Here is a 24,586-nt window from a genome sequence, read left to right as displayed (position 1 = left end):
CCAACGTGGCAGCCTTTGAAAAAATACAGGGGACTGTCAACGATACGGTACAGAACGTGAACCAGGCGGCTGAAGATTCGGCCAGTGCCTCCCACAATGCACAAGCAGCCGTTGATAGCATTCAGACAGCAATTGCCACGGCGACAGAAAAAGCAGCAGCGGCGGCAACTTCAGCCACTCAGGCAGCCGGTTCCCAGGCAGCCGCGGACAGCTCTAAGACTGCGGCTGCACAATCAGAAACAAATGCGGCCGCCAGTGCTGCCGAGGCCCGGCAGATAGCGGAGGGGTTCGGCGGATTTGACGGTACAGCCGCCAGTGTAACGGCGACTGATACCTATGGCCTGGTTGTGGCCGCCCTGGGGGAAAGTACCACGCAGGCTTTGATTGATGCTATCGCCAATAAAGTAATAAATGAGCTGGTCGCAAAAAGTCAGATTATAAATAATCTTCTGGCAACGGTTCCGGGGAATGCCCTGGACGCTGTTCAGGGAAAAAAGCTGATGGACCTGTATACTCGGTTAAATGGTGAGATGAAACAGAATTCTTTCGATTTGGAAAACAAATCAGCCGAACAAACGGATTTGAATGCGATTTATTCTGGCGTACATAGGTATTCAAATCGGTCTAAAAATATCCCTAGCGCAAATAATGGCTACATTATTGCTGTGAAAAGGGATAGTAGCATGTTGGGACAAATAGCACTTGACGATTCTGGGACACTTTATAGCCGTGCTTGTGTTGATTCATCGTGGGGGAGCTGGAAATGACAATTTAACCGAGTAACAGCAAAAAGAAAGGAAGGTTGAAAAAATGAATAAAGACAAACTAATTTTAAAAAATGGACATGAAATTGAACTTGAGGCCGGAGCCAGCCTGGGAGCATTACAGGTGCTGTCCGCTGACCGTGCGGCGATGCTTGCCACTTGGGAGCTGCTTACTCCGGACAACCTGGCTGCTGTGCAGATTAAAAACGGCGCCGGGCTGACGGTCGGAACCTATACCGACCTTGTGCTGGTGTCTGAAACGTCCGTGGTGGCCTCCGACGGTACGATACTGACAACTTATAGCCTGCGTCCTAAAACAGACGTGGAACGGCTTGAAGAAAAAGTGGCAGCGGTTGAAGCGGGGCAGCAGGTGCAGGACGGGGCCATCAATGATGTAGCCACATTGGCCGGTGCGCTGGCGGAGCAGACAGGAGGAACGTTGTAATGGGAAGATTTTATGGGTTAAAAATAAGGGCAGGAGAAATGACACTGGAAGAGGTACAGACTTGGTGGAAGCCACAAGTTGAAAAATGGCTGAGAGAAAATCCGGCGGAATAGAAGGGGACATGATGCAGACAGAAGTCTTAATAGCACTTATTGGGCTGACAGGAAGCGCCGTGGGAACGTTTGCAGGAATTTTGACGGCGGCAAAGCTGACAAACTATCGCATTGGACAATTAGAAAAAAAGGTGGACAAACATAATACGGTAATCGAACGAACCTTTAAGCTGGAAGAAGCACAAGCGGTTATCCAGGAACAGATTAAAGTAGTTAATCACCGTATCAGTGACCTGGAAAACAAGGAGGAATAATTATGGATTTTGGAATTGCAAGTGTAGCAGGAATTACAGCACTGTGTTATCTGGCCGCTATGGCCGTCAAGGCGACGGCAGTAGACAATAAGTGGCTGCCAGTGATTTGCGGCGTTATTGGGGCTGCCCTGGGCGTCGCGGGCATGTATACGATGCCCGATTACCCGGCAACAGATATCATCAATGCGGCAGCGGTAGGCGTTGTATCAGGGCTTGCGGCTACCGGTATTAATCAGATGTACAAGCAGTTAAAGGGTGACAGTAATCAGTAGAGAGGATGGTGATCCGTCTATCTTCCGGCCGGCAGGGTGACGCCGGCGTTGCGACGTCGCAACAGCAGTACATAGGGCCTGGGACATCCTGGGCCTTTTCGCATAATATATTCTAGGAGGACAAGGCTATGAGAGATATAACAATGTGCCATCCCTGCTTGCAGGAGCTGGCAGGGAGACTTGTAGAGGAATGCAAAAAGCAAGGGTTAATTATTAAGATTGGAGAGTGCTATCGAACCGTGGCGGAACAAGAGGAACTGTATGCCCAGGGCCGAAAAAAGCCTGGGAATATCGTGACAAATGCCAGGGGGAGCAGTTACAGTTCACAGCACCAGTGGGGCATTGCGTTTGACTTCTTCCGGAACGACGGGAATGGAGCATACAATGAGTCCGGCAATTTCTTCGGGAAGGTTGGGGCCATCGGTAAGAAGCTGGGACTTGGCTGGGGTGGAGACTGGCACAGCATTGTGGATAAGCCACATCTATACCTGCCGGATTGGGGCAGTACCACGGCACAGCTCCGGCAGCAATATGGCACGCCGGACAAGTTCATCACCACGTGGCCTAAAAAACACCATGAAGGTTTTCTTCCTGCTGCGGATGGGCAGCGCTGGTGGTATCAGTACAAAGACGGCAGCTACGCGCACAGCGGCTGGTACTGGCTGACGGAGGTTACAACAGGAACATCCGCGTGGTATTTGTTTGATGCTGAAGGATATATGCTGATAGGTTATCAGGCAGCGCCGGATGGCCGTAAGTATCTACTTTGCCCAGATAAAGGAGTAAATGAGGGTAAATGTATGGTAACGGATGACCAGGGAGCATTACAGATTGCTGAGTATGACGAGATTGCTAGACGGTATATAATTTAAGCGTACTTCAGTCTCTAAAAATTTATTGGTGCTGATTTTTGTCACATTGACAAAACGGTTCTTTAATGTTAAAATACAAGAAATCCAGAGTATTAAATACTCTGCATATCGTAATATCAACTTAACAGTTGCTGTTCGCCCGTTTCGGGCGTGGATTGAAAAAACTACTTCATAATTTAAGCTATTGGAAGTTTCTGTTAAGTTGCAAAGCGGACCAGGTGCATCTGGTCCGCTTATTTTAAAGATGATTATTAAAAGCCCCTCAACCGCTTTTTTATAAGCAGAAGAGGGGCTTGCCATGTTATAGAATATTACCAGCCTTCTATCACTTCAGGTACTAATCCTGGAAGATTAAGCAATTCCGCCTTGTAATAGGGGGGTGCGTCCATAGGCGAAAATTGCAGGGTGCGGAAGACTTTTGCAGGAGAATATTGACCGTTCGGGCAATTATGTTCCCACCAGTATAATCTATCCAAAGTCATACTTCCGGCTGGCCGGGCGGCAGATGCATCATTCATAAACATATTTATGATGGAATTTTTGATTGCCAGTGCATCACCATACGTGAACCCTGTGATTTTTGCCAGTTGTGGATATATTGAACCACGAAAGACATATGCCCCATAATTGATTTGATACCGGGTCCCCATCGTGTCACTTGACTTATCGGACCTTGAATTAGGGTCATTTGAATTAACTGATTTCGTCAAGTTTTTCTGTATTACGGTTACGTAATCCAGCGATACGGCGTCTTGAATTGAAACAGGTCCCCGGACACATTCGGATATACCTAATTCTTCTTCGGATTCTTTTGACGCTTTGGAAGATTTGAAAGCAAATACCTGACCGAATGCCCGGACATCAATCCATTTTTCACAGGCAATTTTACGGTAAGCAGTCCTATCTTTTGATTTCGCGGCCTGAACCATGTCCGGCTCCGCCTTCACCTTGCTGTGAAGGCTTTTCTGTTCATCAAGCAGTTCTTCTTGCTTGACAATAAAAATATCATATCCATTTTCTGAAAGGCGATCTCTTAGCTTTCGCTTTAAGCAGACATCAGTAATGATTCCATTTCCGTTAAAATCTTGTCGCGGGACGTTTCCATTAATCGGATCGCCATTCGGGTTACATCTTTCTGCAACAATAATGCCGCAGAAATCAATCCTGTTCTTCAATACGGCCGAGGTATCCATCGTCCCCCTCCTTTTCCCGGACAAAAATCGTAAACCGGATGAAATCCATAATATAAGGTTTTGTATTCCGCACATTAGAGGACTTAGCTTCCCAATTTTCTATTGTCCTAAGCGAAATATGGTACATAGCTGACATTTTTGCCATGCTGACATTAAGTCTTTTGCGCAAGCCTGGAAAATCCAGGCCTGCAAGTTCGAAAATCAGGGACAAATCCTTTACGATTTCATCGGTATTTGCTGCTTTGTTCATCCATTCTTGCCAGCTAAGGCTCATTATAAACTCTTCCGGCTCTTTATGCTTGACAGCTTCATCACATAGTCTGATAAACGTGGTATATAACATTTCATTTCCTCCCTTTTTATGCCCATAATCTTTCTTCGCCCTGGTACTGGTGAACGTTTCCATCTTCACGAACCATTTTTAACGGGGTTCCATCAACGCCTCCATCTTCCCACACTGTTACAACGGCCTCAAGGACATCCAGATCCTCAAATGCTTTTTCTGCTGTATCATACGCTTCGCTGTAAGATTCGAACCAATCTGCCATATCGGCTGTGTTCCAATCGCTATCACTGTTTACTGATTTGATGTTAACGGCATACTCTTTTTTCATCTTCGTATCTCCTTTTTATTTGAATTGCTTACCTCTTGTTTATGTATTTATTATACCACTCATTGAGTGGTATGTCAAGAGAAATATCAATTAAATTTAAAAATAAAGTTACTCGGTTAAATTGTCATTTCGATTCCGGGTGGCAGTTATTTTTTTGGGATGTTAATATAATATACCCTTACGGTATGGGCGACCGTTGAAGTGATAATTAGTCTATCGTTAATCAATATATGCCCGATAATATAATTATTGTTGGACAAAGATGCCATACCAGTTACGATATTGTCATATGCACTTAATGCGGTTGTCTCTGTTTTTCCTTCCTGGCAGGTAACGTCCAGGAATTTAATTTTCAGATCGCCATTTTGCATTGTTGTTTAAGATAACGTAACGCTTCTCCATCCCTGCCAAACAAAATCGTACGAAGTTCGTACTTTCACTTGTACGCTATCCCTGGATACTCCAAAGGCAATTTGGGCTTTGTAACCATCTATACCTATTGTAAGGATATTAGCACTGATGCCATCAAACGGCGCATGGGATGCCGTCGAATAGGAATAGGCCAAGGATGGGCTGGGAAGGTCGTTTACATCGTTACCCGTATCCAAGCGTGTCACGTTTAGCCATTTATACAGATCACCATTTAAATCAGATAAAAGCAAATTTACCATAAAGTTATCGGCTTATATGTATATCCCCACTCATATGTCATCAGCAAAACGCCGTTGGCGGCTTCTCCCAGAGCCCTGTAATCAATCCCCTCATATAAAAGCCCCCTTTGCTCTCTCGAAGTTTTTGGAGCAAGAGCTACGGTAACTCTGATTCCGAAAAGATTCATAATAATTCTCAGGCGCCGGACGAAATCAGCATATAACTCTCTGTCCTCGGCCAGGACATATTCAAAGTCAACATCGACTTCACCATAACCTTTTTCCTGGACAACAGTCCAAAGCTCACGTATCAGCTTTTGCTGAATTTCCAGATCCCGTACAAGAACCGCCACCAGATTGTTATTAAACCGGCCGTCTGCTCCCAGCGGTGTAAGGACCAGAACCGGGATAACGGCCTGACGCCTGGCTTCGCGCAGTATGTCTTCTTCGCCGTGGCCCGCAGGGGGGACCAGTTCTCCTGCCTCCGTAAAACCGTAAGAGAAAATAGAGATACTGGTCAGGTACATGCAGGTTTCGGAAAGAATTTGCTCATCAATCCAGGGGTATGCATAGCCATTCATCAGGACGGGACCGGTTTGGACATTGCCAATGCGGAAGCCGCCCAGCCTGCCGCCTGCCTCTTCGCTGTCACCACCAGCAACCAGAAGCGACTGCCCCACTGCCAGCCGGTATGGAGGTTCTATTTGATTATCATGAGCAAGGCGCAGCGGATCCATGCCGGCTGCGCCTGCGATACGGTCTATTGTATCACCCTGTTTTACGGTATATATCTGCATATTATTCCTGCTGTCTTTGTCTCTTAATTATTATATATTCAGGATTTCCTGATTATATATTACTTTTCGCAGGCCGCAGGGGGCTAAACTAAAGAAAGCGCTCCAAATCCCGCATAAAGTTTTCCTCCGCTTTTACAAGCTTTTTAGCAAGGGAAACGCTCTCGCTTGAGGCATTGGAATATTTATTAATATCCTCGCTGATGGACTGGATTCCCATATTGCAGCCGTTCATCATGATTTTGGCAATCTGGTTATTGTCGTCCTTAAACATCATTTTCATTTCAGTGCTGAGCCAGGAAAAGGCGGAAGCCATTTTCTGGGGGTCCTGTTCGTTTCTGCCGTACTTGTTCAGCAGGCCGGAGGCCTCCTGTTCCAAATCCTTGTGCCTGTTTTTACTGGAGCTTATAACGTTTCTAAGATTATCATCGGTTACATAGCGGCTGATTTGATCCATGCTGTCAATTGCCATTTTACAACCGGCGTCACAGTGGCCGGCAAGACGAATGGTATCGTTTTTTGTTGACATATCCGTGTCCATATTTCATCCTTTCTTTCTGAAGTGGTTTTTGGGTTGACGTGCTTTGAACAGTAGCGGTATTTCTCTTAATAGTATTCCTTAATGCGGTGCGTGATATGCATGAGCGGCCTCATAATCCGGCCCGTAATGGTTATACTAAAACAAAAATCATAACATGGAGGTAATTATGCAGAAACCGAAAGACAAGGTGGCTATCAATTCGATCCCCTACGGAGCTTATGAAGCAGGGACAACGGACGGAGAAATGAGAACTGACGAGAAATATCATTTGAATGAAATATGCACGGACATTCAGGGCAACGGATATCCGGTTGCAGCCAATAAAGCAAATCCCAGCCACAGTATTGAAGAGGCATAAGCAGGACAGTAAGGAACATACGCCCGTTAAACTTATAAAAGCTCAGGAAATTCAATAGCGGATAAAAACGCATTGATTTTCCTGAGCTTTTTTATTATTTAACGATTAACACAGAATCGGCGGATTCAAAGGCGGATGCGCTGTAACTGCGTGTTCCGTCCGGAGCCAGCCTGTAGTGTTCCAGGAAATCCCAGGCCAGCCGGAATTCCTCCGGGTAACAGTTGTGTTCCCGGGCCAGGGTTCTGGTGAACCGGACCAGGGGAATGTCGGCGCTGTTATTCCAGGTGTAGGTGTAATACCGGCCGCTTTCGTTATAGCTTGAGCAGGCGGCCAGAAAGCTTTTATGGCTGTTGGGTACAAATGGTTTGACCAGGCCGTTCATTGCCTGCGCTCCTGAAACCCAGTTATAAATGGCGCTGTCGGCCGAGGTATCCCAGGGAGCCTTTACCAGATCTCTGGCTCTTGGGTCCGGAAGCGGTTCACTGATATCGGACTGGCCCACGATGAGATAACAGGGCATCTGCGGTGCGGTAAACTCCGGGTTCGGGAAGGAGGTTGAGGCTACGGCTGCAAAGTAATAGGCCTCAGTATTATTGCAAAGCGTCTGAATGGTATTGCTGCCGAGTGAGTGGCCGCTGCCATAGACACGGGTGAAGTCCGGTGTAACACCTGCCTGCCGGCTGATCACCTGATCAAGCAGAACGAGGCTTGAACGGGCAAAGTCGGCGCTGTCGCCCTCGTCGCCGTAGGTTAGGCTGGCGGCGCTGGTACGGCAGAACTGGCCCACGATAATGACCACGCATTCTTCGTCATTTGCCACGGCCCACCATCCGGAACAATCCATAAAAGTGGAGGCGGCCTGCGTGCTGCCGGGGAAGACAACTACGACGGGAGCGCCGTCGGGACCGGCATTTTTGGCGCTGTCAGGTACATAGACCAGGGATTCCCTCGGATCCAGGACTCCGTCGTCATTGTAATCGCCAAAAGCGGAAATACAGGAATAAACGGTGCCCTCGGTGCTGCAGCCGGGAGCAGAAACACGGGTGGATTCCAGGGCGCGAAGCTCAACCGTGGCCTCATTTCCGTCGTGGCCCTTGAAGGAATACGCTGTGGAGGCCCTGTTTTTTCCGGCAGATATACGGGCTGCTTCGGTGGCTTTGTAATAATCCAGACGGTAGGCCAGATTATTGCTGTAGGCAAAGGGATTGGTATATCTTGTATAATCGGCAAGGAAATCACGAATCTGGGACGCAGTCATGCTGCCGTCTTCCGACACCTGAACCCTGGAAATGCCGTAAGGCGTGCCGGGATCCCAGTTTTTCGCGTTCTGATTGGCGTAAACCGTCTGCCATGCATCAGAATGGATGTTCTGACGGAATAAACCCTGTTCACCGGATACGGGAACGGCATCATTTACGCTTATCCAATAGGGGATGCTGGCGTCGTCGGCTGCATAACCGGCAAACAGCGTAGGTACCGGGATATCGGCGTTGGTGATAAAGTTACTGCTGCTTACCACTCCGTCTTTTTTCATAGCCCTGAGGGTAGCCGAAAAGGATGCGTCATCAAAACCGGGGTAATAAGAGCCGGTATTTATTCCGTTATAGGTGCGGGCAGCCGAACGCTGTAAACGATCCGCGCCTGTGCTCCCGCCGCCTATAAAGGCCTGGCTGATGACATAGAGTGGATTGCCGGAAGTCCAGGATTCCAGGACGGCGCAGCCTTCGCCGTAGCCGACATAGTAATTGCAGGAGTGTCCGGTAAAAACGGGGCAGGAGGTGCCGTCACTGACCGGAACCCTTCCGTTCTGTACGATGCCTCCCGGGCTTGTTGAACGCGAATCAAAAGCAGTGTTTCCGATGCTTTCCCCCAGGCAGGCTTTGAGATAGGCGGACTCCTCCTCCGGAGTTTTCCAGCTTCCATTTGCGGGCTCCAGGACGAACAGTAATTCACCGTATGTATCAGCCTGCTCGAGCCATCCCTGTTCCTCTAAAAATTCATAGGTATCGCCCGTTCCGTCCGGAACGGCAATCACGGTGATATAAGCGCGCAGGGCCGCGTGGCGTCCGGCATAGAGCTTGAAGGTACGGCCGGCGGAGTCACCGTCCTGGAATGTGTAAGTATAATAGCCTGTAATGGCATGCTCATTGACTTCGCTGCGATCGATTGGGAGTGATCGGGCGCCGTCACTGACCGTGGTATGGGCCAGCAGATAAGAATCCAGGTCGTCGGGAGCCGTGGAAGCCGGCCCGGCAGCGGCAGCGCTGACAGACAGTCCCAGAGTCAGGGCCAGCGCCGTCAGGATGATGGGTGTGTAATGCTTCTTCATGATTTCTTCCTCCTTGATAGTTTTGCCTTAGCGGCAATTGAAGTAACTAATTTGACTATATGGCATATTTATCTTAGGGTAAATATACAAATTTTAACCTGATTCACATTATTTGGCTTTCATCTGTGAAAGTAAAAAAATGTATAATAAAATGCGGATTGTAACCGGCCCGCCGGGCCTTTCGATTCGGCCATGCGTAAAAATCCGGTCCATTTGGAATCATACATCCAGACAAAGTAATTCCCTATTGACAATAATAGGAATTTGTGCTATTTTTAAATCACAAGTTGAATAAGTTCTTCGGGGCAGGGTGCAAGTCCCTACCGGCGGTTATAGTCCGCGACCCGTTTTAAACGGTTGATTTGGTGAAATTCCAAAACCGACAGTATAGTCTGGATGAGAGAAGAAATTAGAGTCAATTAGATACATCGGCTTTTTGACGTGGTCAAAACAGATGTAATGTTGTCTGATACGATTCGAATTCCAATCCCAAATCCCCGTGATTTGGGATTTCTTTATTTAACAGGAAAGTTGTTAAATAAAAACCGCTCCGTATCTCTATGGCAGCAGGCTCTTTTTCGGAGAATTTAAGAAATTTGCAATTCTGACAGAACCGGAAGGAGAAATGAAGTATGAGAACGAAAACAAATGGAAAATGGAGTGTCCAGAAACTAATTTACACAGGTATGCTGGCGGCGCTGGCCGGAGTGCTGATGTCGCTTGAATTTTCCGTACCGCTGATGCCGCCTTTTTACAAAGTGGATTTCAGCGATGTGCCGTCCATCGTGGCCGTATTCCTGATGGGGCCGGTATCGGGCATCTGTGTGGAAGTAATTAAGATTTTGATAAAACTGATTACGGTCGGAACGAATTCCATGTATGTGGGTGAGTTTTCCAACCTGATTGGAATCATTCTGTTTGTGGGACCACTCTGGCTGGTATATAAGAAGAGAGGAGCCAATAAAAGGGCGGCTGTCGAAGCGCTGCTGGTGAGCATACCGATTAGAACGGCATTTGCCTGCTTTACGAATGCGTTTATCACCCTTCCTCTTTATGCACAGGCGATGAACCTGCCCCTGGATCAGGTAATTACGATGGTGGCGGCCGTAAATCCGGCAATTCAGAACCTGAATGGTTTTATTATCCTGGCGACAATTCCGTTTAACATCCTGAAAATCGGCCTTAACAGTGTGGTGGCTCATTTACTGTACAGCCGTCTGCTGGCTGCTAAAATTGTTCCGAAGGTGGTGTAGGCGATGATACGCAATTACAGGGATCTGACAAGATGGGAAATGGAACAGATAGATAAGGAAGAAACGATAGTCCTGATTCCGCTGGGCGCGCTGGAGCAGCACGGCAGCCAGGCCCCGCTGGGGACGGACGATATCATAGCCGAGGCTATGACGAAGGAGATACAAAAAGCCCTGGAGGAAGAAGGGGAAGATGATTTTCCAATGCTGGTTTTTCCTGTGATTCCGGTGGGGCTCAGTACGGAACACAAAAATTTCTGCGGTTCCATTACGGTGAAACCGGACACCTACTATCATATGCTCTACGACATCAGTATCAGCCTTGCCCATCATGGCTTTAAGAAGCTGGCATTTCTAATCTGCCACGGGGGGAATGCCCCGATTGTCCAGGTGTTAAGCAGAGAGCTGAGGAGTGAGCTGGGGATATCCCCGTTTATCCTCACATCCGGAGCGTTCACCCACCCGGATGTGACGGCGACCATCTCAGAGGGCAATATATGGGATTTCCACGGCGGTGAGATGGAAACATCCATGGTGATGGCGGTGGACGAGAGCCTGGTAAAGCTGGAGCTTTCTGAGGCAGGGATACCGTCTGCATTTGAACATAATAAGGCGCTGAAGCCCTATGGCAATGTTTCCATCGGATGGGTTTCGGAGGACTGGAAGACGAAGGATGGAAAACCCATCGGAATCGGCGGGGATCCTTCCGGCGCCACGGCTGAAAAGGGCAGGATTATTCTGGAGACCAGCGCCCGCGTGCTGGTTCCGGGATTGAAAGAGATAAAAGAGTGGAAGGGTTGACATAAGATGGAACGCAATGTGAGCATGGACGAAATATCAGACGGCAGGCTTTACGGTTTAAATGACATGGTTAAGGCAGACTGCCGGGACTGCGAGGGCTGTTCGGCCTGCTGCAGGGGGATGGGAACATCGATTGTTCTCGATCCGCTTGATATTTACCGCCTGACAGCCGGGCTTGGAGAAAGTTTTGAAAAGCTTCTGGCAGGAGGAGTCGAGCTCAATCTGGCAGACGGCCTGATTCTTCCCAATCTCAGGATGGCGGGGGAAAAAGAGCAATGCGTTTTTCTGGATGAAAGAGGGCGTTGCGGTATCCATCCGTTCCGGCCTGGAATCTGCCGGCTTTTCCCGCTGGGCCGTTTCTATGAAAACGGAAGCTTCCGGTACTTTCTCCAGGTCAATGAATGCCGCCGGGAGAACCGGGGCAAGGTGAAGGTCCGTAAATGGATTGATACGCCGGATGTAAAACAGTATGATCAGTTTATCTCTGACTGGCATTATTTTCTTAAACAGCTCCAGGCAGCGGTCAGAAAGAGGCCGGAAGACAGCGCCGTAAAAGAAATCAGCATGTATCTCCTGAAGCTTTTTTATATGCTGCCTTATGCGCCGGAGCGTGCATTTTATGGGCAGTTCTATGAACGGTTCGATGCGGCACAGAGCTTTGCGGAAGAGTTCCTGAAGAAACTGGAGGCAGCGGAAAGCTGAAATCTCAATCCATACAATAATAAATAATAAACGAATAAAAAGCATATCCCTGCAGCGCGGATCTATTATCGCAGCGGGGATATGCTTTTTATCTTTATCTGCATGGGGGTAAGTTATATAAACGCAAACACGCTCTAGGCAAGAAACGTGAAATATATAATCACGACAATACCGAGTATAATCCTGTATACACCGAACACCTTGAAATCATGGTTTCGGATGTAGCCCAGAAGCAACCGGATCGCAAAGATGGATACGATGAAGGATACCAGGGTTCCGATTATCAGCAGAAACCATTCCGGGCCTGAGAACATACCTTCTTTGAGGAAGTATTTCAACAGCTTGAGCCCGCTGGCCCCGGCCATGACCGGTACTGCCAGGAAGAAGGAAAATTCACTTGCCACATAGCGGGAACATCCTAAAAGCACGGCTCCCAGAATCGTTGCGCCGCTTCGCGAGGTCCCGGGAATTGCGGCGAGAACCTGGAAGCAGCCGATGAAAAAAGCCGTTTTATAAGTTAAATCCTGCAGGGTATTCATCGATGGAACCGAGGCCCTGCTCTCAATCACAATAAAAGCGATTCCATATAGAATCAGTGTTGCGGCAATGACATAGACGCCCGATAAATAATCCTCCAGAATCATATCAAGAGGAAGACCCACGATAACGATGGGGATACATCCTGCAACCACCTTTTTCCATAAATCAAAGGTTTCTTTTTTGTCTCTGTAACCTTTTTTTGGTGAAAACGGATTCAGTTTATCAAAAAACAGAACCAGAACGGCCAGGATGGAGCCAAACTGGATAACCACCTTGAACACTTCGAAAAATTCGGGGCTGGAGGCCATCGGCCAGATGTTGTCAAATAAGATAAGATGTCCCGTACTGCTGATTGGGAGCCATTCGGTGATTCCCTGAATAATGCCCAGAATCACGGCTTTTATTACTTCGATAAAATCCATAAGCTCTTTTCTCCTTTTCTCCTTTTCTCCTTTACACATGCTGTTCTATTGTATTTCAGAAAGGGGTAAAATACAACTTAAATTTCTTTGAAGAATGGCTGTGCATCGCAAAACACAACTGTGTGAGCGCAGCAAGGATACATGGCAGTAAGCTGAAACATTTTGCCGATGCAGTCTAATCAATGCCCGCGGCCCTTTTTATGGCGGCTGTTTTCACCCTGATGCCCGTCACAGGGGGTACCGCCGTCAATATCTTCATACTCGGACAGACGGTCCAGAAGCTGGTGCATCGTCATCTTCCGGCATTCCTCCTGCGTAACGGTTTTATCATATCCGGACAGGCGGACATAGGCCTGGTATTTGCCCAGTGACATTCCGCACTCATGGGCTATATGCACAGATTCCATGTCGGCCTGTCTGCATGTTCCCTTATACTCGGTGGAGACAACGCTGTTTTCCAGCCCCTCGAGAAGCTCACCGGCACGGGGCGAGGCAACCGTAAAGGTCAGCGACGGATCGTTTTTCAAATATGCCTGCATGGAATCGCTTTCCACCAGAAGTTCCACGGCATCGATATAATTTCTGCCTTTGAGCGTTATATCCTGTAAAATCAATATTCCATCCCGGTTCTTGCCCTCTGCGCTGGTCACGCGGTTAAAACGGTTCAGGGACAGCTCGACGGAGGGATTGATATCAACGCTTAAATAGGATACCGGCTTTGTCCAGAGATACCAGCTTCCTGAACCGGCAAAGAGAAACAGGAGAAGGCAGACGGCGGCGAGCGGATGCAGACGGAGTAAAGGCCGTTTCGCCCGGCCGTCTATTCTCTTCTGCAAACAGGAATAAGCGGTGTCTTTCATCTGTTCGGTTGCATGGATCTGTTCAAATGCATCTTTTATTCTGTTACTCAATACCGTCACCTCCCAACTCAAGCTTCAACAGTTCCCGGCCTCTTGACAACAGGGAATAAATCGTATTTTCCTTTTTGTTTAATATGCGGCCGATTTCTTTGGCAGTATAACCTTCGTAGTAATGTAAATAGATTACATTTTTATATTTATCCGGTAATGACAGGACCATTTCCAGGATATCAGAATACTCAGAGATCACGTTGCCGGTTTCCTCGGAAATCAGATCCAGCGGTACGGTGCGGTGGCGGAACAGGCTTTTTAAAAAATCCTTGCAGGCATTCAGCGTGACCCGGATAAACCATGCCTTTTCATGCTCGGCATTTTCAAACACATCACAATGAAGGATGTATTTCAGAAACACTTCCTGAAACACATCCTCCGTATCAGCCTGATTTTTTAAATGCAGGAGGCAAATCCTGCGTATCATGTCGGAGTATAAATCGATTACACGTCTGGCATCCTGTTCGCTGCGCATATAAGCACCTTTCCGGCCGGAATTAATTATGGTGGCGTCCGCCTCTTCCCTGGTGGTGTCCGCGTCCGGTTCCGGCATTTGTGCCTTGGCCGGTACAGTAATCACAGTTCCCGTCTTTGTCATCATCTGTGAAATAATCGCAGATACCGTCATTATTCTCATCCATCCAGCTGTGGGAACCACAGGCGTTTCCCCTGCTGTCATCGATACAGCGGCGGCTTTCGCTGCAATTTGCGCTGTGATGGGAAGTGCGGGTCTCTGATGCAAACACCGGTATCGACATGCTGAGTGCGGCGATGCACGCAAGCCCTGTAAGAATCAATTTTTTCATGTTTTAACCTCCTGATATCTGTTTTCAATGTTTGTGCTGCTTTTTAAATTCCTGATATATTTAAAGCGCTCAATAGTAATACGACACAGAGGGCAGAATCCTTGCATTCCATTTATTATTTTTTAAAAAAAGTATTATAACATGGAGCCGGAGTAAAAAACAGCCCGTATTTACAAAAACAATCCGGCGGCCCCGGTCAGGAGCATCAGAAAGACGGGACCGGTTTTTTTTCTGCGCAGAAGCAGCATGGATAACAGAAAAAGAATTACGGATCCCGTATCAATATCCGGGTGCAGATTCAGCTCAGAGCTTCCCGTAAAGGTTAAGAGCAGGATGGTGACTGCTGCGGAAACGACCAGACCGAGGGAAGCCGATTTAAGGCCCTTCAGTATTTCTGTCACGTACCGGGACTTCTTATACCGGCCGAACAGGCAGTACAGGGTGACTGACAGGCAGATGCCGGAAATGACGCAGCCCAGGGTAGCCAGGACAGCGCCCGGCAGTCCGGCAATCCGGACGCCTACAAAGGTGGAGGTATTGACAGCCAAAGGCCCCGGGGTAAGCTGTGAAATCGTAATAATATCAGTGAAAATTTTCTGGGAAATCCAGCCCCGGGCGGTCACTACCTGTTCCTGAATATTTGGGATGACTGCATAGCCGCCGCCGATGCTGAAAAGCCCTATTTTAAAGAAAGCGGTGAAAAGGTTTAGCAGCAGATTCATAAATCAGCCTTTCCTGCGGCCCGACGGCTGGTGAGATGCTCTTTTGCAAGAAGGCGGAACACGCACAGGATACAGCAAATCCCCAGAATAACAGCCACGTTGATATGAAAAATAAATCCGGCGGCAAAAGAAGCCGGTATCATCAGGGTGAGGAACGGTGAACGCTCCTTTATAATCATATTTGTCATATCGATCACCAGATCGACGATAAGGGCGGCGGCCCCGGCCTGCATCCCTTTCAGAACAGCGGCAATGACTGCATTGGCGGCAAAATATGTATACCAGGAAGAGATGAACGACAGGATCATGATAGGGGGAAGGATGGACGCCAGGCAGCTTATGAGGACGCCTGCGGTCCCGGCGCAACGGTATCCGGCCAGGGCAGACAGATTAATGGCGATTGCCCCCGGCACCGACTGTGCGACAGCGGCCATATTCATTAACTCGTCCTCATCGAACAGCTTTTTTTGTTCTACAAAATATTTTCGTATCATCGGGACGACGACATAACCTCCGCCGAATGTAAATGCGCTGATGTAAAGATTAATGGAAAAGAGCCAGAAATAAAGATGCGGCTTTGAAATATTCTTCTTTTCAGGTTGGGTAACAGGATTATTCTGCATGATGGTTCCTTTCTGGTTTTTATTGATACTCTCCCGCAAAGTGTGACGCACAGCTGACGGAAAGCAATTGTTACGGTTCACTTCCGCTGCGCTCCACTCACAAAAAACACCTCGCGGGATACTACCTGTGAACAGTAACAAGCAATTTCCGGACACTCTCTAAGCTGTCGGCCGTGATAATCACAATTATATCCTTTGCATACTCATCTGTAAAATGATATAATTTTGCTATATCGATTATTTTTATTCATGATTGACGCATACACAGATTCACATATCTGATACGGGAAAAGGCAATATGGAGGAAGAGGCAATATGGAGGTAAGGCAGTACAGAATATTCAAAGAGGTGGCGGAGACAGGAAGTTTTACAAAGGCAGCCGCGAACCTCTATATTACACAGTCGGCGGTTTCCCACGCCGTCAGGGATTTGGAGGAGAGGGCGGGAACGGTCCTGTTTGACAGGTTGTCGAAGAGCATCAGGATAACGGAGAGCGGCAGACTGCTTCTGGAGGAGGTGACGCCGATTCTTGCGGCCTGTGATGCCCTCGATTCCAGGATTGGAAGTCTGGAAAAAAAGGCACCGGTCCACCTTGTTTCCAGCATCACAATAGCGGCTTTTTACCTTCCGGGAATCCTGCGAAGCTTTGAGGCGAGCTGGCCGGGGCTTCCGGTGACGGTGGAGGTAGTTCCGGCAGCTGCGGCGGTAGAAGTACTTCGCTGCGGGAAGGCCGATTTTGCTCTGATTGAAGGCGCCGTACCTCAGGGGCCTTTTGTGTGCGAGGCATTTGATTCATATAAAATGCATATCTTATGCGCTCCCGGTTATCTGCCTGTGGATAAAATGCTTTCCATGGAGGAGTTTTGCGGAGAACGGCTTTTGCTGAGGGAAAAGGGCAGCGCAATACGGGACACTTTGGACAGTACCCTGTACCTGGCCGGATATACGGCGTATCCGTCCTGGACCAGTGTAAATTCCACCGCACTGATCAAGGCCGCCGAAGCCGGGCTGGGCCTGACGGTACTGCCGGATCTGCTCGTCGGGAATGAACTGAGGGAAGAACGCCTTTTGACGGTGCAGGCGGAGGGACTGGAACTTAAAAACGAGCTGCTTGTGATCCGCCACAGGGAAAAACATATGACGGCCCCCCTCCGGTCGCTTCTCGAACTGATCACTCTCCGATAACTCGGTCTGATGAAAAGAGCAGGTTATTGTTGGCAGAACTGTGCATTCCAGAAGAACTGTAAACAGTAACAAGGGCAGGTAAAGCCAGGGTAAAACTTTAGAAAAGTAGTTGAATTACGGCCTGTGATCGGCTAGAGTAGTGGGGTACAGGCCGGAAAATACCGCTGGATTCGCGGCGCTTTCCCGGCTATGGACAATTTAAACCGGTCAATCCAAACAGGAAAGGAACAGGCTATGCTGAGAGCAGATTTTCATACACATACAACTTATTGCGACGGAAAAAGCACGCCCAGGGAGATGGTGGAAGCGGCGTACAGAAAGGGGCTTACGGATTTTGGCGTTTCCGGCCATGCCGACTTTTCATTCTGCCTGGAGAACTTCGGGATGACGGATCAGGCGCTGAAACAGTATAAAGAGGAGTTGTACCGCCTTCGGGAGGAATATGCGGGGAAGATGAACCTTTATATCGGAATCGAACTGGACTGTCTCGGGCCGGTGCAGAAAGCGGAATATGCCATCGGCTCCACCCACTGTGTTTTAAAAAACGGAGAGTACGTAGAGATTGACGACAGCAGGGAGAGACTAACCGAGGCCGTCGGGCGTCTGTGGAATGGAGACTGGTATGCGCTGGCCCGCGATTATTATGAATTGGAGGCGACCGTCTACGACAGGACGCATTGCGACTGGGTAGGACATTTCGACTTACTGACGAAGTTTAACGAGGGCGGCAGGGATTTTGACGAGACAAGGGATGAATATCTGGAGCCGGCTCTTGCTGCTATGAAAAAATTAAACGATCAGGGACTTCCCTTTGAGATTAATACGGGGGCCATATCGAGAGGGTACAGGACGCTGCCGTACCCGAACCGGATTTTGCTAAAGGAGCTGTATAACATGGGCGGGCGGATTATCATCAATTCCGACAGCCACCATGCGGACAACATCGGGTTTTGTTTTGAAGAGGCGGCCAGACTGGCAGCGGAGTGCGGATTCACCCATACGATGGCGCTGGTTCCCGGAGGCGGGTTCCGCGCAGTGGAGCTATAAGGGGAATTTAAGAATAGAGAATGATATGAGAAGGGTTCTATACAAATGGAGGTGGCCGGATGAAAATGCGCAGCCAGTATACATGTCCGCTGGAGATGACACACGATATAATAAAAGGAAAATGGAAGCCGCTCATAATATGGCAGCTCAGTAAAGGCGGCAGCTCTTTATCTGCGCTTAAAAAGTCGATCCGGGGAATCAGCCAGAAAATGCTGGTGCAGCATTTAAATGAACTGCTGGAGTGCGGAGTCATCGGAAAGCTGACAAACGACGGCTATCCGCTTAAATCAGAGTATTTTCTGACGGAACGGGGGAAAAGAATCTTCGGCGCAATCTCCATCATGCAGAGCATTGGGATTGAAATGATGCTGGAGGATGACAGGGAGGATTTCCTGAAGGAAAAGGGGCTGTTATAGTTACAAAAAAGTGCCTGATTTACTTATCGTGCGGCTTCGGATTATAATGGACCCAGGGCGTGATTGCGGTGCAAGGCAATGCTGCACTTGCATAAGCCACGTTCCGGAAAGGGGAAAAGATGAGATGAGAGACGCAGTGACAACAATCGGCAAACTGACAGACAGGCAGAGCGTGGTTTTTATCAGCTCAGTCGATGAGGACGGCTTTCCTAATACGAAGGCGATGCTGGCGCCACGGAAGAGGGAAGGCATTAAAGTGTTTTATTTTCATACGAATACATCCTCTATGCGGGTGAGACAGTACAAAAGCAATCCGCAGGCATGTATCTATTTTTGCGACAAACGCTTTTACCGGGGAGCTATGCTTACCGGCACGATGGAAGTGCTGGAGGACGCTGAAGTAAAGAAAATGCTCTGGCAGGAAGGTGACACGATGTATTATCCCCTGGGAGTGACCGATCCGGACTATTGCGTTCTTCGGTTTACCGCCGTAAAGGGGAGATTTTACAGCAATTTCCATTCTGAAGATTTTGAAATTGAATAGTATCATTGTAATACTGAATGAACTCATATCCTGGGCCGGGTGCAGCTTCTGAAAAGGAGGCTGCACCCGGCTTTTTACACGCTGTCTGAATGGTTACTTAATTTTTCCCAAGTCTTTACATAAATTTGATAACGGAATTTACAATCTTTGCGTATACTGGGTCCTGAGCCTTGACACCGGCGCGCTCCGGCTTTGGAGTGGACGGTATTCGGCTTCCAAATTATCAAAAAGTAAGAAAAAAGAGGAGATATGATATGAAAAAAAGAGGATTGAGCATTCTGACGGCAGCAGTTTTAGCTGCCGGAGCCCTGGCGGGATGTTCCGGACAGGCATCCGCAGAGGCGGTGGATTTGAATAGTATGAGTACGGAAGAAATTCTTAAAGAAGCGCAAAAAGAAGGCAGGGTGGATTCTGTGGGAATGCCTGACACCTGGGCCAACTGGGTAGAGACATGGGAGGATTTAAAGACAGTATACGGACTTGAGCATACAGATACGGATATGTCCTCCGCGGAAGAGATTTCCCTGTTTGAATCTGAAAAGAAGAAAGCCACAAAGGATATCGGTGATGTGGGACAGGCGTTCGGACCGATAGCAGAGGAAAAAGGCGTTACATTAAAATATAAAACAAGCTACTGGGATTCTATCCCGGATTGGGCGAAAGATGACGATGGTGACTGGATCATCGGTTACTATGGAACCATGACGATGATGACAAACAAGAAGCTGGTGGGGGAAGCGCCGAAATCATTTGCCGACCTTCTGGAAGGCGATTACAAAATCGCTGTGGGGGATGTGGCGGCAGCTAACCAGGCGCAGTTCGCAGTGCTGGCAGCAGCCATTGCCATGGGCGGCGATGAGAGCAACATCCAGCCGGGCCTCGATTTCTTCCGGCAGATTGCGGAGCAGGGAAGGCTTGACCTGGGAGAATTCTCCATGGCCCGTATTGAGAAAGGCGAGGTGGGCGTTGCGTTCCTGTGGGACTATAATGCGCTTGGCTATCGTGACCAGTTTGTAGCAAATAATCCAGGCGCTGATTTTGAAATCAATATCCCGTCGGAAGGTTCCATCCAGAGCGGTTATTGTACTATCCTGAACGCATATTCCCAGAGACCGCATGCTGCGGCCATGGCCCGTGAATACATATTGAGCGATGAAGGACAGATAAACCTGGCAAAGGGCTATGCAAGGCCGGTGAGAGATGTGGAGCTTCCTCAGGAGGTAAAGGAGAAAATGCTGCCGGACGAGCAGTATGAGAACAGCCGCATGGTGAAAGACCAGGAAGCCTGGGATAAGACGACCAAGGAGATTGGAACCCGGTGGCAGGAGGAAGTCATTGCTTATGCAAAATAATATGGGGAGAACAAAAGCGTGAAGAAAAGAACTTATTTCGCCGCTCTGCTCCCGTTCTTGATACTGGCAGGAATGTTTGAAATCCTGCCGGTATTCACTATTATCGTGAAAAGCTTTATGCCTGAGAGCGGAGATCCCGGCTTCACATTGCAAAATTACATAAATATATTCAGTAAACCGCTGTATCTTACGGCTATCAAAAACAGTCTTATCATATCGGTTGTTTCGGCCGTGATTGGCCTGGCCGTTGCTTTTGTGGGAGGACGCGCCGCCTGCGAAAAAGGGGGCAGGCCAAAGCGGATTTTTATGAGTGTTCTGAACATGGTATCCAATTTTTCCGGCGTTCCCCTGGCATTTTCCTTCATTATTCTGCTGGGCAATGCCGGGGTTATCACAATCCTGGGACGAAACCTGGGAATTGACGCCATTGCTGATTTTCCACTCTACACAGTCTGGGGCCTGATGCTGACTTATGTTTACTTCCAGATTCCTCTGGCAACCCTGCTGTTAATTCCTTCCTTCGATTCTATCCGGAATGAGTGGAAGGAGGCGGTCAGCCTGATGGGGGGAAACAGCGCGGTATTCTGGCGCAGAGTAGGAATTCCTGTGCTGATGCCGAGTATTCTCGGAACCTTTTCCACACTGTTCGCCAATGCCGTATCAGCCTATGCGACGGCATACGCCCTGCTGATGAATAACTTTTCCATTCTTCCGGTTCGCATCTCGGAACAGTTCACGGGAGACGTGGTGCAGAGACCTCAGTTTGGAAGCGCCCTGGCGGTTGTACTGATGCTTATGATGACGCTGTCGATTCTTATTACCCAGTCGCTGACACAGAAGAGAGGAGGGGGAAAGAATGAAAAAAAGTAAAAGAGGCTCCGGCGTTATTCTGGGTGTGATTGGCATTTACCTGATGCTCCCCCTGCTGTTCACCTTTATCTACTCCATGTTCAGCGAATGGATGGATGTGATGCCAACCGGATTCACACTCCGCGCATATGCGGAAATATTTTCAGACGGAGCATTCTGGATGTCAATCGGCAGGACAATTGTGATTTCCATTCTTCCGATTATCTTATGTACACTGGCAGTTCTCCTGGCGATGTATGTTGTGGTGGTATATTGTCCCTGGCTGGATAAATATATGAAGATATTATGTACGATGCCCTATGCGATTCAGGGCGTAATCCTTCCAATCAGTGTGCTGGCTCTGTATGCCGATGCGCCGGAACCATTCAGTAACCGTATTTTTATGCTGACCTCTACCTACTGCATCGTTGTTCTTCCCTATGTATACCAGGGAATCAGGAACAACCTGAACGGGATGAACGCCTCCCGCCTGATAGAGGCGGCCCAGATGCTGGGGGCAGGCAGGTTCTATGCATTTTTCCACATTGTGGTGCCCAATATCATAAGCGGCGTCATGGTGTCGGCCATGCTGGCGATGGCGATTGTGTTCGGTGATTTTGTTGTCATAAATACGATGGCCGGTAATTACTTCCCCACGGCCCAGATGTATCTGTATGATGTGATGAAGAAATCCAGCCAGCGCACCTGTGCTATTATTATTGTACTGTTCTGTGTGACTCTTCTGATATCTGGATTTGTGTTCCTGCGGGGAAAAGGCGGGGATGAAAAAGTTCATGAATAATGGAAATAAATATAGAAGAGAGGATTTGCAATGGCGTATATCGAGTTCAGAAATATCGAAAAATTTTACGGTTCAAACCAGGTTTTAAAAGGAATTGACCTCAATATAGAAAAGGGACAGTTTGTCACGCTTTTAGGGCCTTCCGGCTGCGGAAAAAGTACGCTTCTGCGATGCCTGGCCGGACTTGAAGAGGTAAACGGCGGCCGGATTTTCCTGGACGGCGAGGACATTACGGACAAGGAGCCGAAGGAGCGGAATATTGGAATGGTTTTCCAGCAGTACAGCCTGTTTCCCAATATGACGGTGGAGGAAAATATTGCATTTGGACTGAAGCTTAAAAAGATGGATCCGGCGGCAATCAGAGAAAAGGTGGCCGGAGCAATCAAGATGGTGGAGCTGAACGGGAAAGAAAAGCAGCACCCGGCCAGCCTTTCGGGCGGGCAGCAGCAGAGAGTGGCGCTTGCCAGGAGCATTGTCATGGAACCTAAGGTCCTGCTTCTGGATGAGCCGCTCAGTGCGATTGACGCGAAGCTGCGTAAATCCCTGCAAATCAGCATCAAGCAGATTACAAAGAAGCTGGGGCTCACCGCAATATTCGTAACCCATGACCAGGATGAGGCCATGGTCATGTCGGATGTCATCAATCTGTTCCACGAAGGGCGCATTGAGCAGTCGGGAGATCCCGTTTCAGTCTATACGAAGCCGGTCAGCAGCTTTGCCGCAAGTTTTATTGGAAACTATAATCAGATAACATCGGAACAGTTTCAGACGATGACAGGAACGGCTAAATCCGGAGAGGTGGCCATCAGGCCTGAGACGTTCAGCATCTCATCGGCTCCGATTGTCAATGACGAGGAGTATCATTTTGAAGGCATTATTGAGGATAATATGCCCAGGGGCAATGTTCTGCGGTATCAGATTAATGTGAACGGCGTGAAGCTTCATGCAGATGTGCTTTTCAGAAGCCGTGTGCTGTTTGACAACGGCGATAAGGTTTACATGTCGGTGGCGGAGCACAACTGCATTTCATTATAGACCCGGCCACTGCACTTGGTATTGCCATGTTTTTGTTACAGGAGGAAAAACGTGATTAAAGATCAAAATGGAATCAGCAGTTCAGGAAACTGGTATAAAGGAAATCTGCACAGCCATACCGTTAATTCCGACGGAAAACTGACGCCGGAAGAATCCGTGAGGCTGTTCAGGGAACATGGCTACAGCTTTCTCTGCTTCTCAGAACACGATTTATATACGGATTACAGAAGCGAGTTTGACTGCGAAGATTTTATTATTCTGCCCGGGCTGGAGGCGTCTGTGGCGCTTTGTGAAGAGGAGGCTCCCCATAAAAAGCTGAAGGTGCATCATATACACGGGATTCTGGGGACGAAACAGATGCAGAAAGCGGCCGGGGAACATGTCTTCAGAGAGAAGGAAGCTGTAAAACCTTCAAAATTATACGGAACCTGGGACGGAGCCGGGGAAGCGCAGAAGCTGTGCGACTATCTCAGGAGCCGCGGCTGTCTTACCATCTACAACCATCCGGTATGGTCCAGGGCAGAGGCGGAGGAGTTTATTGATACGGAAGGTTTGTGGGCTCTCGAAATCTTCAATTACGGGACCGTTAATGAGAGCAATACGGGATATGATTATCTGAGCTGGGACAGGATGCTTAGAAAAGGGAAAAGAATCACCGCGGTGGCTGCGGATGACAACCATAATGAAGGCTTTTTTGACGATGCCTGCGGCGGATATATTGTTGTCAGGGCAGACAGATTGTCCCATGAAGAGATTCTGAAGAACATGATAAGCGGTAATTATTATTCTTCGGCCGGGCCGGAAATCTATGGCTGGGGGATTAAGGACCAAACTGCCTGGGTGGAGTGTTCACCTGTTTACCGGATCGACTTTATCGCAGGAAACCATATAAATGACGGCCGGGCCCTGGTCTGTGGGAGCTATAAGGGAACATTGCAGAGAGGGGAATACGAGCTGCGGGGAGATGAGGCGTATATCCGTGTCCAGGTAAGCGACCGGTACGGGAGAACCGCCTGGACGAATGCGATACATCTGTGAGAAACCGGCAGGAAGCGCCCTGCGGACAATAAAACAGGACGACGTGAGGGTACGCCGCCCTGTTGTAGGATATGCATAATTATTCGATCTGCCATATTTTCCCAGTCACATGATGATAAGTCAGATTATACATCGAAATAGAAATAAAAGGTGTTAAGATTTAGTTAAAATTTATGGAGGTTTAACTGAGGTAGGAGGACGCGTCCGGAACGGACCATGTCCGGTGTGGTGAGAGGGGATGGCTGAGTCTTCCGTCCCCGTGGGAAGTTGGTCGTGGAGGGGGAATCCGGTCGGAACGAATTGCTGCAGGGACCGTTTGCACTCTTTGGAGTGCGCATCGGA

Annotated in this window: 31 protein-coding genes and 1 riboswitch; of the genes, 19 read left to right on the top strand and 12 right to left on the bottom strand. The window is 48.5% G+C overall.

The window, feature by feature from the left end:
* The 6 genes from CLOSYM_RS23050 to CLOSYM_RS14470 form a co-directional block, all read left to right on the top strand.
* On the top strand, positions 1-767 hold a 767-nt coding region (locus CLOSYM_RS23050; protein WP_021642682.1), incomplete at its 5' end, for a pyocin knob domain-containing protein.
* Positions 768-810: 43 nt separating this feature from the next.
* Positions 811-1,209, top strand: coding sequence for a hypothetical protein (locus tag CLOSYM_RS14485; RefSeq protein ID WP_021642681.1), 399 nt, complete (start codon positions 811-813; stop codon positions 1,207-1,209).
* Entirely contained in the window at positions 1,209-1,322 is a 114-nt protein-coding gene (locus CLOSYM_RS23670; RefSeq protein ID WP_272124281.1) for a CD1375 family protein, read from the top strand. Before CLOSYM_RS14485 ends, CLOSYM_RS23670 begins: the two co-directional genes overlap by 1 nt.
* A gap of 11 nt (positions 1,323-1,333) precedes the next feature.
* Complete coding sequence (locus tag CLOSYM_RS14480) at positions 1,334-1,576, top strand: hypothetical protein (protein ID WP_009298389.1); 243 nt, start codon at positions 1,334-1,336, stop codon at positions 1,574-1,576.
* A 2-nt stretch (positions 1,577-1,578) separates the two neighbouring features.
* Complete coding sequence (locus tag CLOSYM_RS14475) at positions 1,579-1,848, top strand: phage holin family protein (protein WP_021642679.1); 270 nt, start codon at positions 1,579-1,581, stop codon at positions 1,846-1,848.
* 128 nt (positions 1,849-1,976) lie between these two features.
* Positions 1,977-2,720 (top strand): M15 family metallopeptidase, encoded by a 744-nt coding sequence (locus CLOSYM_RS14470; RefSeq protein WP_021642678.1) that lies wholly within the window; start codon positions 1,977-1,979, stop codon positions 2,718-2,720.
* 311 nt (positions 2,721-3,031) lie between these two features.
* Here the strand turns inward: CLOSYM_RS14470 and cas7c are convergent, their stop codons facing one another.
* From cas7c to CLOSYM_RS14440, 5 genes are all read right to left on the bottom strand, one after another.
* Positions 3,032-3,913 (bottom strand): type I-C CRISPR-associated protein Cas7/Csd2, encoded by an 882-nt coding sequence (gene cas7c, locus CLOSYM_RS14465; protein ID WP_021642676.1) that lies wholly within the window; start codon positions 3,911-3,913, stop codon positions 3,032-3,034.
* Positions 3,879-4,256: a helix-turn-helix domain-containing protein gene (locus CLOSYM_RS14460; RefSeq protein WP_021642675.1), complete on the bottom strand. Its 378-nt coding sequence runs from the start codon at positions 4,254-4,256 to the stop codon at positions 3,879-3,881. Before CLOSYM_RS14460 ends, cas7c begins: the two co-directional genes overlap by 35 nt.
* A 16-nt stretch (positions 4,257-4,272) precedes the next feature.
* Complete coding sequence (locus CLOSYM_RS14455) at positions 4,273-4,527, bottom strand: hypothetical protein (protein WP_021642674.1); 255 nt, start codon at positions 4,525-4,527, stop codon at positions 4,273-4,275.
* 664 nt (positions 4,528-5,191) lie between these two features.
* Positions 5,192-5,974 (bottom strand): LysM peptidoglycan-binding domain-containing protein, encoded by a 783-nt coding sequence (locus CLOSYM_RS14445; protein ID WP_021642671.1) that lies wholly within the window; start codon positions 5,972-5,974, stop codon positions 5,192-5,194.
* Positions 5,975-6,062: 88 nt separating this feature from the next.
* On the bottom strand, positions 6,063-6,512 hold the full coding sequence (locus tag CLOSYM_RS14440) for a hypothetical protein (RefSeq protein ID WP_003500806.1): 450 nt from the start codon (positions 6,510-6,512) through the stop codon (positions 6,063-6,065).
* 166 nt (positions 6,513-6,678) lie between these two features.
* Between CLOSYM_RS14440 and CLOSYM_RS14435 the strand changes: the two genes are divergently transcribed.
* Entirely contained in the window at positions 6,679-6,870 is a 192-nt protein-coding gene (locus CLOSYM_RS14435) for a hypothetical protein (protein ID WP_003500805.1), read from the top strand.
* Positions 6,871-6,964: 94 nt separating this feature from the next.
* On the opposite strand, the gene CLOSYM_RS14430 is transcribed toward CLOSYM_RS14435, so the two are convergent.
* Complete coding sequence (locus CLOSYM_RS14430) at positions 6,965-9,199, bottom strand: alpha/beta hydrolase family protein (protein ID WP_021642669.1); 2,235 nt, start codon at positions 9,197-9,199, stop codon at positions 6,965-6,967.
* A gap of 292 nt (positions 9,200-9,491) precedes the next feature.
* A riboswitch (FMN riboswitch) is annotated at positions 9,492-9,611 on the top strand.
* 220 nt (positions 9,612-9,831) lie between these two features.
* On the opposite strand from CLOSYM_RS14430, the gene CLOSYM_RS14425 reads away from it, so the two are divergent.
* From CLOSYM_RS14425 to CLOSYM_RS14415, 3 genes are read left to right on the top strand one after another with little or no spacing between them, the layout of a single operon-like run.
* Positions 9,832-10,452 (top strand): ECF transporter S component, encoded by a 621-nt coding sequence (locus CLOSYM_RS14425; RefSeq protein ID WP_021642667.1) that lies wholly within the window; start codon positions 9,832-9,834, stop codon positions 10,450-10,452.
* A gap of 3 nt (positions 10,453-10,455) precedes the next feature.
* The gene (locus CLOSYM_RS14420; protein ID WP_021642666.1) at positions 10,456-11,250 is read left to right on the top strand and encodes a creatininase family protein; all 795 of its coding nucleotides are present in this window, start codon (positions 10,456-10,458) and stop codon (positions 11,248-11,250) included.
* Between the two features lie 6 nt (positions 11,251-11,256).
* On the top strand, positions 11,257-11,952 hold the full coding sequence (locus tag CLOSYM_RS14415) for a YkgJ family cysteine cluster protein (protein ID WP_021642665.1): 696 nt from the start codon (positions 11,257-11,259) through the stop codon (positions 11,950-11,952).
* 134 nt (positions 11,953-12,086) lie between these two features.
* Here the strand turns inward: CLOSYM_RS14415 and CLOSYM_RS14410 are convergent, their stop codons facing one another.
* The 6 genes from CLOSYM_RS14410 to CLOSYM_RS14385 form a co-directional block, all read right to left on the bottom strand.
* Entirely contained in the window at positions 12,087-12,914 is an 828-nt protein-coding gene (locus tag CLOSYM_RS14410) for an undecaprenyl-diphosphate phosphatase (RefSeq protein WP_003509826.1), read from the bottom strand.
* A 179-nt stretch (positions 12,915-13,093) separates the two neighbouring features.
* Positions 13,094-13,825, bottom strand: a complete 732-nt coding sequence (locus CLOSYM_RS14405; RefSeq protein WP_021642663.1) for an anti-sigma-I factor RsgI family protein — start codon at positions 13,823-13,825, stop codon at positions 13,094-13,096.
* Positions 13,818-14,300: an RNA polymerase sigma factor gene (locus CLOSYM_RS14400; protein ID WP_330362909.1), complete on the bottom strand. Its 483-nt coding sequence runs from the start codon at positions 14,298-14,300 to the stop codon at positions 13,818-13,820. Before CLOSYM_RS14400 ends, CLOSYM_RS14405 begins: the two co-directional genes overlap by 8 nt.
* Positions 14,301-14,322: 22 nt before the next feature.
* Positions 14,323-14,631 (bottom strand): hypothetical protein, encoded by a 309-nt coding sequence (locus tag CLOSYM_RS14395; RefSeq protein WP_044902455.1) that lies wholly within the window; start codon positions 14,629-14,631, stop codon positions 14,323-14,325.
* Positions 14,632-14,801: 170 nt separating this feature from the next.
* On the bottom strand, positions 14,802-15,353 hold the full coding sequence (locus CLOSYM_RS14390; RefSeq protein ID WP_009297217.1) for a chromate transporter: 552 nt from the start codon (positions 15,351-15,353) through the stop codon (positions 14,802-14,804).
* Positions 15,350-15,976 (bottom strand): chromate transporter, encoded by a 627-nt coding sequence (locus CLOSYM_RS14385; RefSeq protein WP_044902454.1) that lies wholly within the window; start codon positions 15,974-15,976, stop codon positions 15,350-15,352. Before CLOSYM_RS14385 ends, CLOSYM_RS14390 begins: the two co-directional genes overlap by 4 nt.
* 315 nt (positions 15,977-16,291) lie before the next feature.
* On the opposite strand from CLOSYM_RS14385, the gene CLOSYM_RS14380 reads away from it, so the two are divergent.
* The 9 genes from CLOSYM_RS14380 to CLOSYM_RS14340 all read left to right on the top strand — a co-directional run bounded on the left by CLOSYM_RS14380 (position 16,292) and on the right by CLOSYM_RS14340 (position 24,244).
* Positions 16,292-17,161 (top strand): LysR family transcriptional regulator, encoded by an 870-nt coding sequence (locus tag CLOSYM_RS14380; protein ID WP_021642660.1) that lies wholly within the window; start codon positions 16,292-16,294, stop codon positions 17,159-17,161.
* A gap of 234 nt (positions 17,162-17,395) precedes the next feature.
* Positions 17,396-18,208 (top strand): histidinol-phosphatase, encoded by an 813-nt coding sequence (locus tag CLOSYM_RS14375; RefSeq protein ID WP_242828682.1) that lies wholly within the window; start codon positions 17,396-17,398, stop codon positions 18,206-18,208.
* 59 nt (positions 18,209-18,267) lie between these two features.
* Complete coding sequence (locus CLOSYM_RS14370; RefSeq protein WP_003500780.1) at positions 18,268-18,624, top strand: winged helix-turn-helix transcriptional regulator; 357 nt, start codon at positions 18,268-18,270, stop codon at positions 18,622-18,624.
* Between the two features lie 124 nt (positions 18,625-18,748).
* Complete coding sequence (locus CLOSYM_RS14365; RefSeq protein ID WP_003500779.1) at positions 18,749-19,168, top strand: pyridoxamine 5'-phosphate oxidase family protein; 420 nt, start codon at positions 18,749-18,751, stop codon at positions 19,166-19,168.
* Between the two features lie 254 nt (positions 19,169-19,422).
* Positions 19,423-20,520 (top strand): ABC transporter substrate-binding protein, encoded by a 1,098-nt coding sequence (locus CLOSYM_RS14360; protein ID WP_021642658.1) that lies wholly within the window; start codon positions 19,423-19,425, stop codon positions 20,518-20,520.
* A gap of 18 nt (positions 20,521-20,538) precedes the next feature.
* The gene (locus CLOSYM_RS14355) at positions 20,539-21,390 is read left to right on the top strand and encodes an ABC transporter permease (RefSeq protein ID WP_009297211.1); all 852 of its coding nucleotides are present in this window, start codon (positions 20,539-20,541) and stop codon (positions 21,388-21,390) included.
* A complete protein-coding gene (locus CLOSYM_RS14350) occupies positions 21,377-22,171 on the top strand; it encodes an ABC transporter permease (protein WP_021642657.1) in 795 nt (264 codons plus the stop codon). Before CLOSYM_RS14355 ends, CLOSYM_RS14350 begins: the two co-directional genes overlap by 14 nt.
* Before the next feature lie 30 nt (positions 22,172-22,201).
* Entirely contained in the window at positions 22,202-23,206 is a 1,005-nt protein-coding gene (locus CLOSYM_RS14345) for an ABC transporter ATP-binding protein (protein ID WP_021642656.1), read from the top strand.
* 51 nt (positions 23,207-23,257) lie between these two features.
* The gene (locus CLOSYM_RS14340; RefSeq protein ID WP_021642655.1) at positions 23,258-24,244 is read left to right on the top strand and encodes a PHP domain-containing protein; all 987 of its coding nucleotides are present in this window, start codon (positions 23,258-23,260) and stop codon (positions 24,242-24,244) included.
* Positions 24,245-24,586: the final 342 nt, after the last annotated feature.

It is taken from the genome of [Clostridium] symbiosum ATCC 14940 (assembly GCF_000466485.1).
In the GTDB taxonomy this organism is placed as follows: domain Bacteria; phylum Bacillota; class Clostridia; order Lachnospirales; family Lachnospiraceae; genus Otoolea; species Otoolea symbiosa.
The sequence above is the reverse complement of the archived record's forward strand: the minus strand, read 5'-3'. Positions and strand labels throughout refer to the sequence as shown.

Bases quoted from the DNA above. Each gene is read 5' to 3' on its own strand.
- CLOSYM_RS14485 (WP_021642681.1), top strand. From the start codon at position 811: ATGAATAAAGACAAACTAATTTTAAAAAATGGACATGAAATTGAACTT.
- CLOSYM_RS23670 (WP_272124281.1), top strand. From the start codon at position 1,209: ATGGGAAGATTTTATGGGTTAAAAATAAGGGCAGGAGAAATGACACTG.
- CLOSYM_RS14480 (WP_009298389.1), top strand. From the start codon at position 1,334: ATGCAGACAGAAGTCTTAATAGCACTTATTGGGCTGACAGGAAGCGCC.
- CLOSYM_RS14475 (WP_021642679.1), top strand. From the start codon at position 1,579: ATGGATTTTGGAATTGCAAGTGTAGCAGGAATTACAGCACTGTGTTAT.
- CLOSYM_RS14470 (WP_021642678.1), top strand. From the start codon at position 1,977: ATGAGAGATATAACAATGTGCCATCCCTGCTTGCAGGAGCTGGCAGGG.
- cas7c (WP_021642676.1), bottom strand. From the start codon at position 3,913: ATGGATACCTCGGCCGTATTGAAGAACAGGATTGATTTCTGCGGCATT.
- CLOSYM_RS14460 (WP_021642675.1), bottom strand. From the start codon at position 4,256: ATGTTATATACCACGTTTATCAGACTATGTGATGAAGCTGTCAAGCAT.
- CLOSYM_RS14455 (WP_021642674.1), bottom strand. From the start codon at position 4,527: ATGAAAAAAGAGTATGCCGTTAACATCAAATCAGTAAACAGTGATAGC.
- CLOSYM_RS14445 (WP_021642671.1), bottom strand. From the start codon at position 5,974: ATGCAGATATATACCGTAAAACAGGGTGATACAATAGACCGTATCGCA.
- CLOSYM_RS14440 (WP_003500806.1), bottom strand. From the start codon at position 6,512: ATGGACACGGATATGTCAACAAAAAACGATACCATTCGTCTTGCCGGC.
- CLOSYM_RS14435 (WP_003500805.1), top strand. From the start codon at position 6,679: ATGCAGAAACCGAAAGACAAGGTGGCTATCAATTCGATCCCCTACGGA.
- CLOSYM_RS14430 (WP_021642669.1), bottom strand. From the start codon at position 9,199: ATGAAGAAGCATTACACACCCATCATCCTGACGGCGCTGGCCCTGACT.
- CLOSYM_RS14425 (WP_021642667.1), top strand. From the start codon at position 9,832: ATGAGAACGAAAACAAATGGAAAATGGAGTGTCCAGAAACTAATTTAC.
- CLOSYM_RS14420 (WP_021642666.1), top strand. From the start codon at position 10,456: ATGATACGCAATTACAGGGATCTGACAAGATGGGAAATGGAACAGATA.
- CLOSYM_RS14415 (WP_021642665.1), top strand. From the start codon at position 11,257: ATGGAACGCAATGTGAGCATGGACGAAATATCAGACGGCAGGCTTTAC.
- CLOSYM_RS14410 (WP_003509826.1), bottom strand. From the start codon at position 12,914: ATGGATTTTATCGAAGTAATAAAAGCCGTGATTCTGGGCATTATTCAG.
- CLOSYM_RS14400 (WP_330362909.1), bottom strand. From the start codon at position 14,300: ATGCGCAGCGAACAGGATGCCAGACGTGTAATCGATTTATACTCCGAC.
- CLOSYM_RS14395 (WP_044902455.1), bottom strand. From the start codon at position 14,631: ATGAAAAAATTGATTCTTACAGGGCTTGCGTGCATCGCCGCACTCAGC.
- CLOSYM_RS14390 (WP_009297217.1), bottom strand. From the start codon at position 15,353: ATGAATCTGCTGCTAAACCTTTTCACCGCTTTCTTTAAAATAGGGCTT.
- CLOSYM_RS14385 (WP_044902454.1), bottom strand. From the start codon at position 15,976: ATGCAGAATAATCCTGTTACCCAACCTGAAAAGAAGAATATTTCAAAG.
- CLOSYM_RS14380 (WP_021642660.1), top strand. From the start codon at position 16,292: ATGGAGGTAAGGCAGTACAGAATATTCAAAGAGGTGGCGGAGACAGGA.
- CLOSYM_RS14375 (WP_242828682.1), top strand. From the start codon at position 17,396: ATGCTGAGAGCAGATTTTCATACACATACAACTTATTGCGACGGAAAA.
- CLOSYM_RS14370 (WP_003500780.1), top strand. From the start codon at position 18,268: ATGAAAATGCGCAGCCAGTATACATGTCCGCTGGAGATGACACACGAT.
- CLOSYM_RS14365 (WP_003500779.1), top strand. From the start codon at position 18,749: ATGAGAGACGCAGTGACAACAATCGGCAAACTGACAGACAGGCAGAGC.
- CLOSYM_RS14360 (WP_021642658.1), top strand. From the start codon at position 19,423: ATGAAAAAAAGAGGATTGAGCATTCTGACGGCAGCAGTTTTAGCTGCC.
- CLOSYM_RS14350 (WP_021642657.1), top strand. From the start codon at position 21,377: ATGAAAAAAAGTAAAAGAGGCTCCGGCGTTATTCTGGGTGTGATTGGC.
- CLOSYM_RS14345 (WP_021642656.1), top strand. From the start codon at position 22,202: ATGGCGTATATCGAGTTCAGAAATATCGAAAAATTTTACGGTTCAAAC.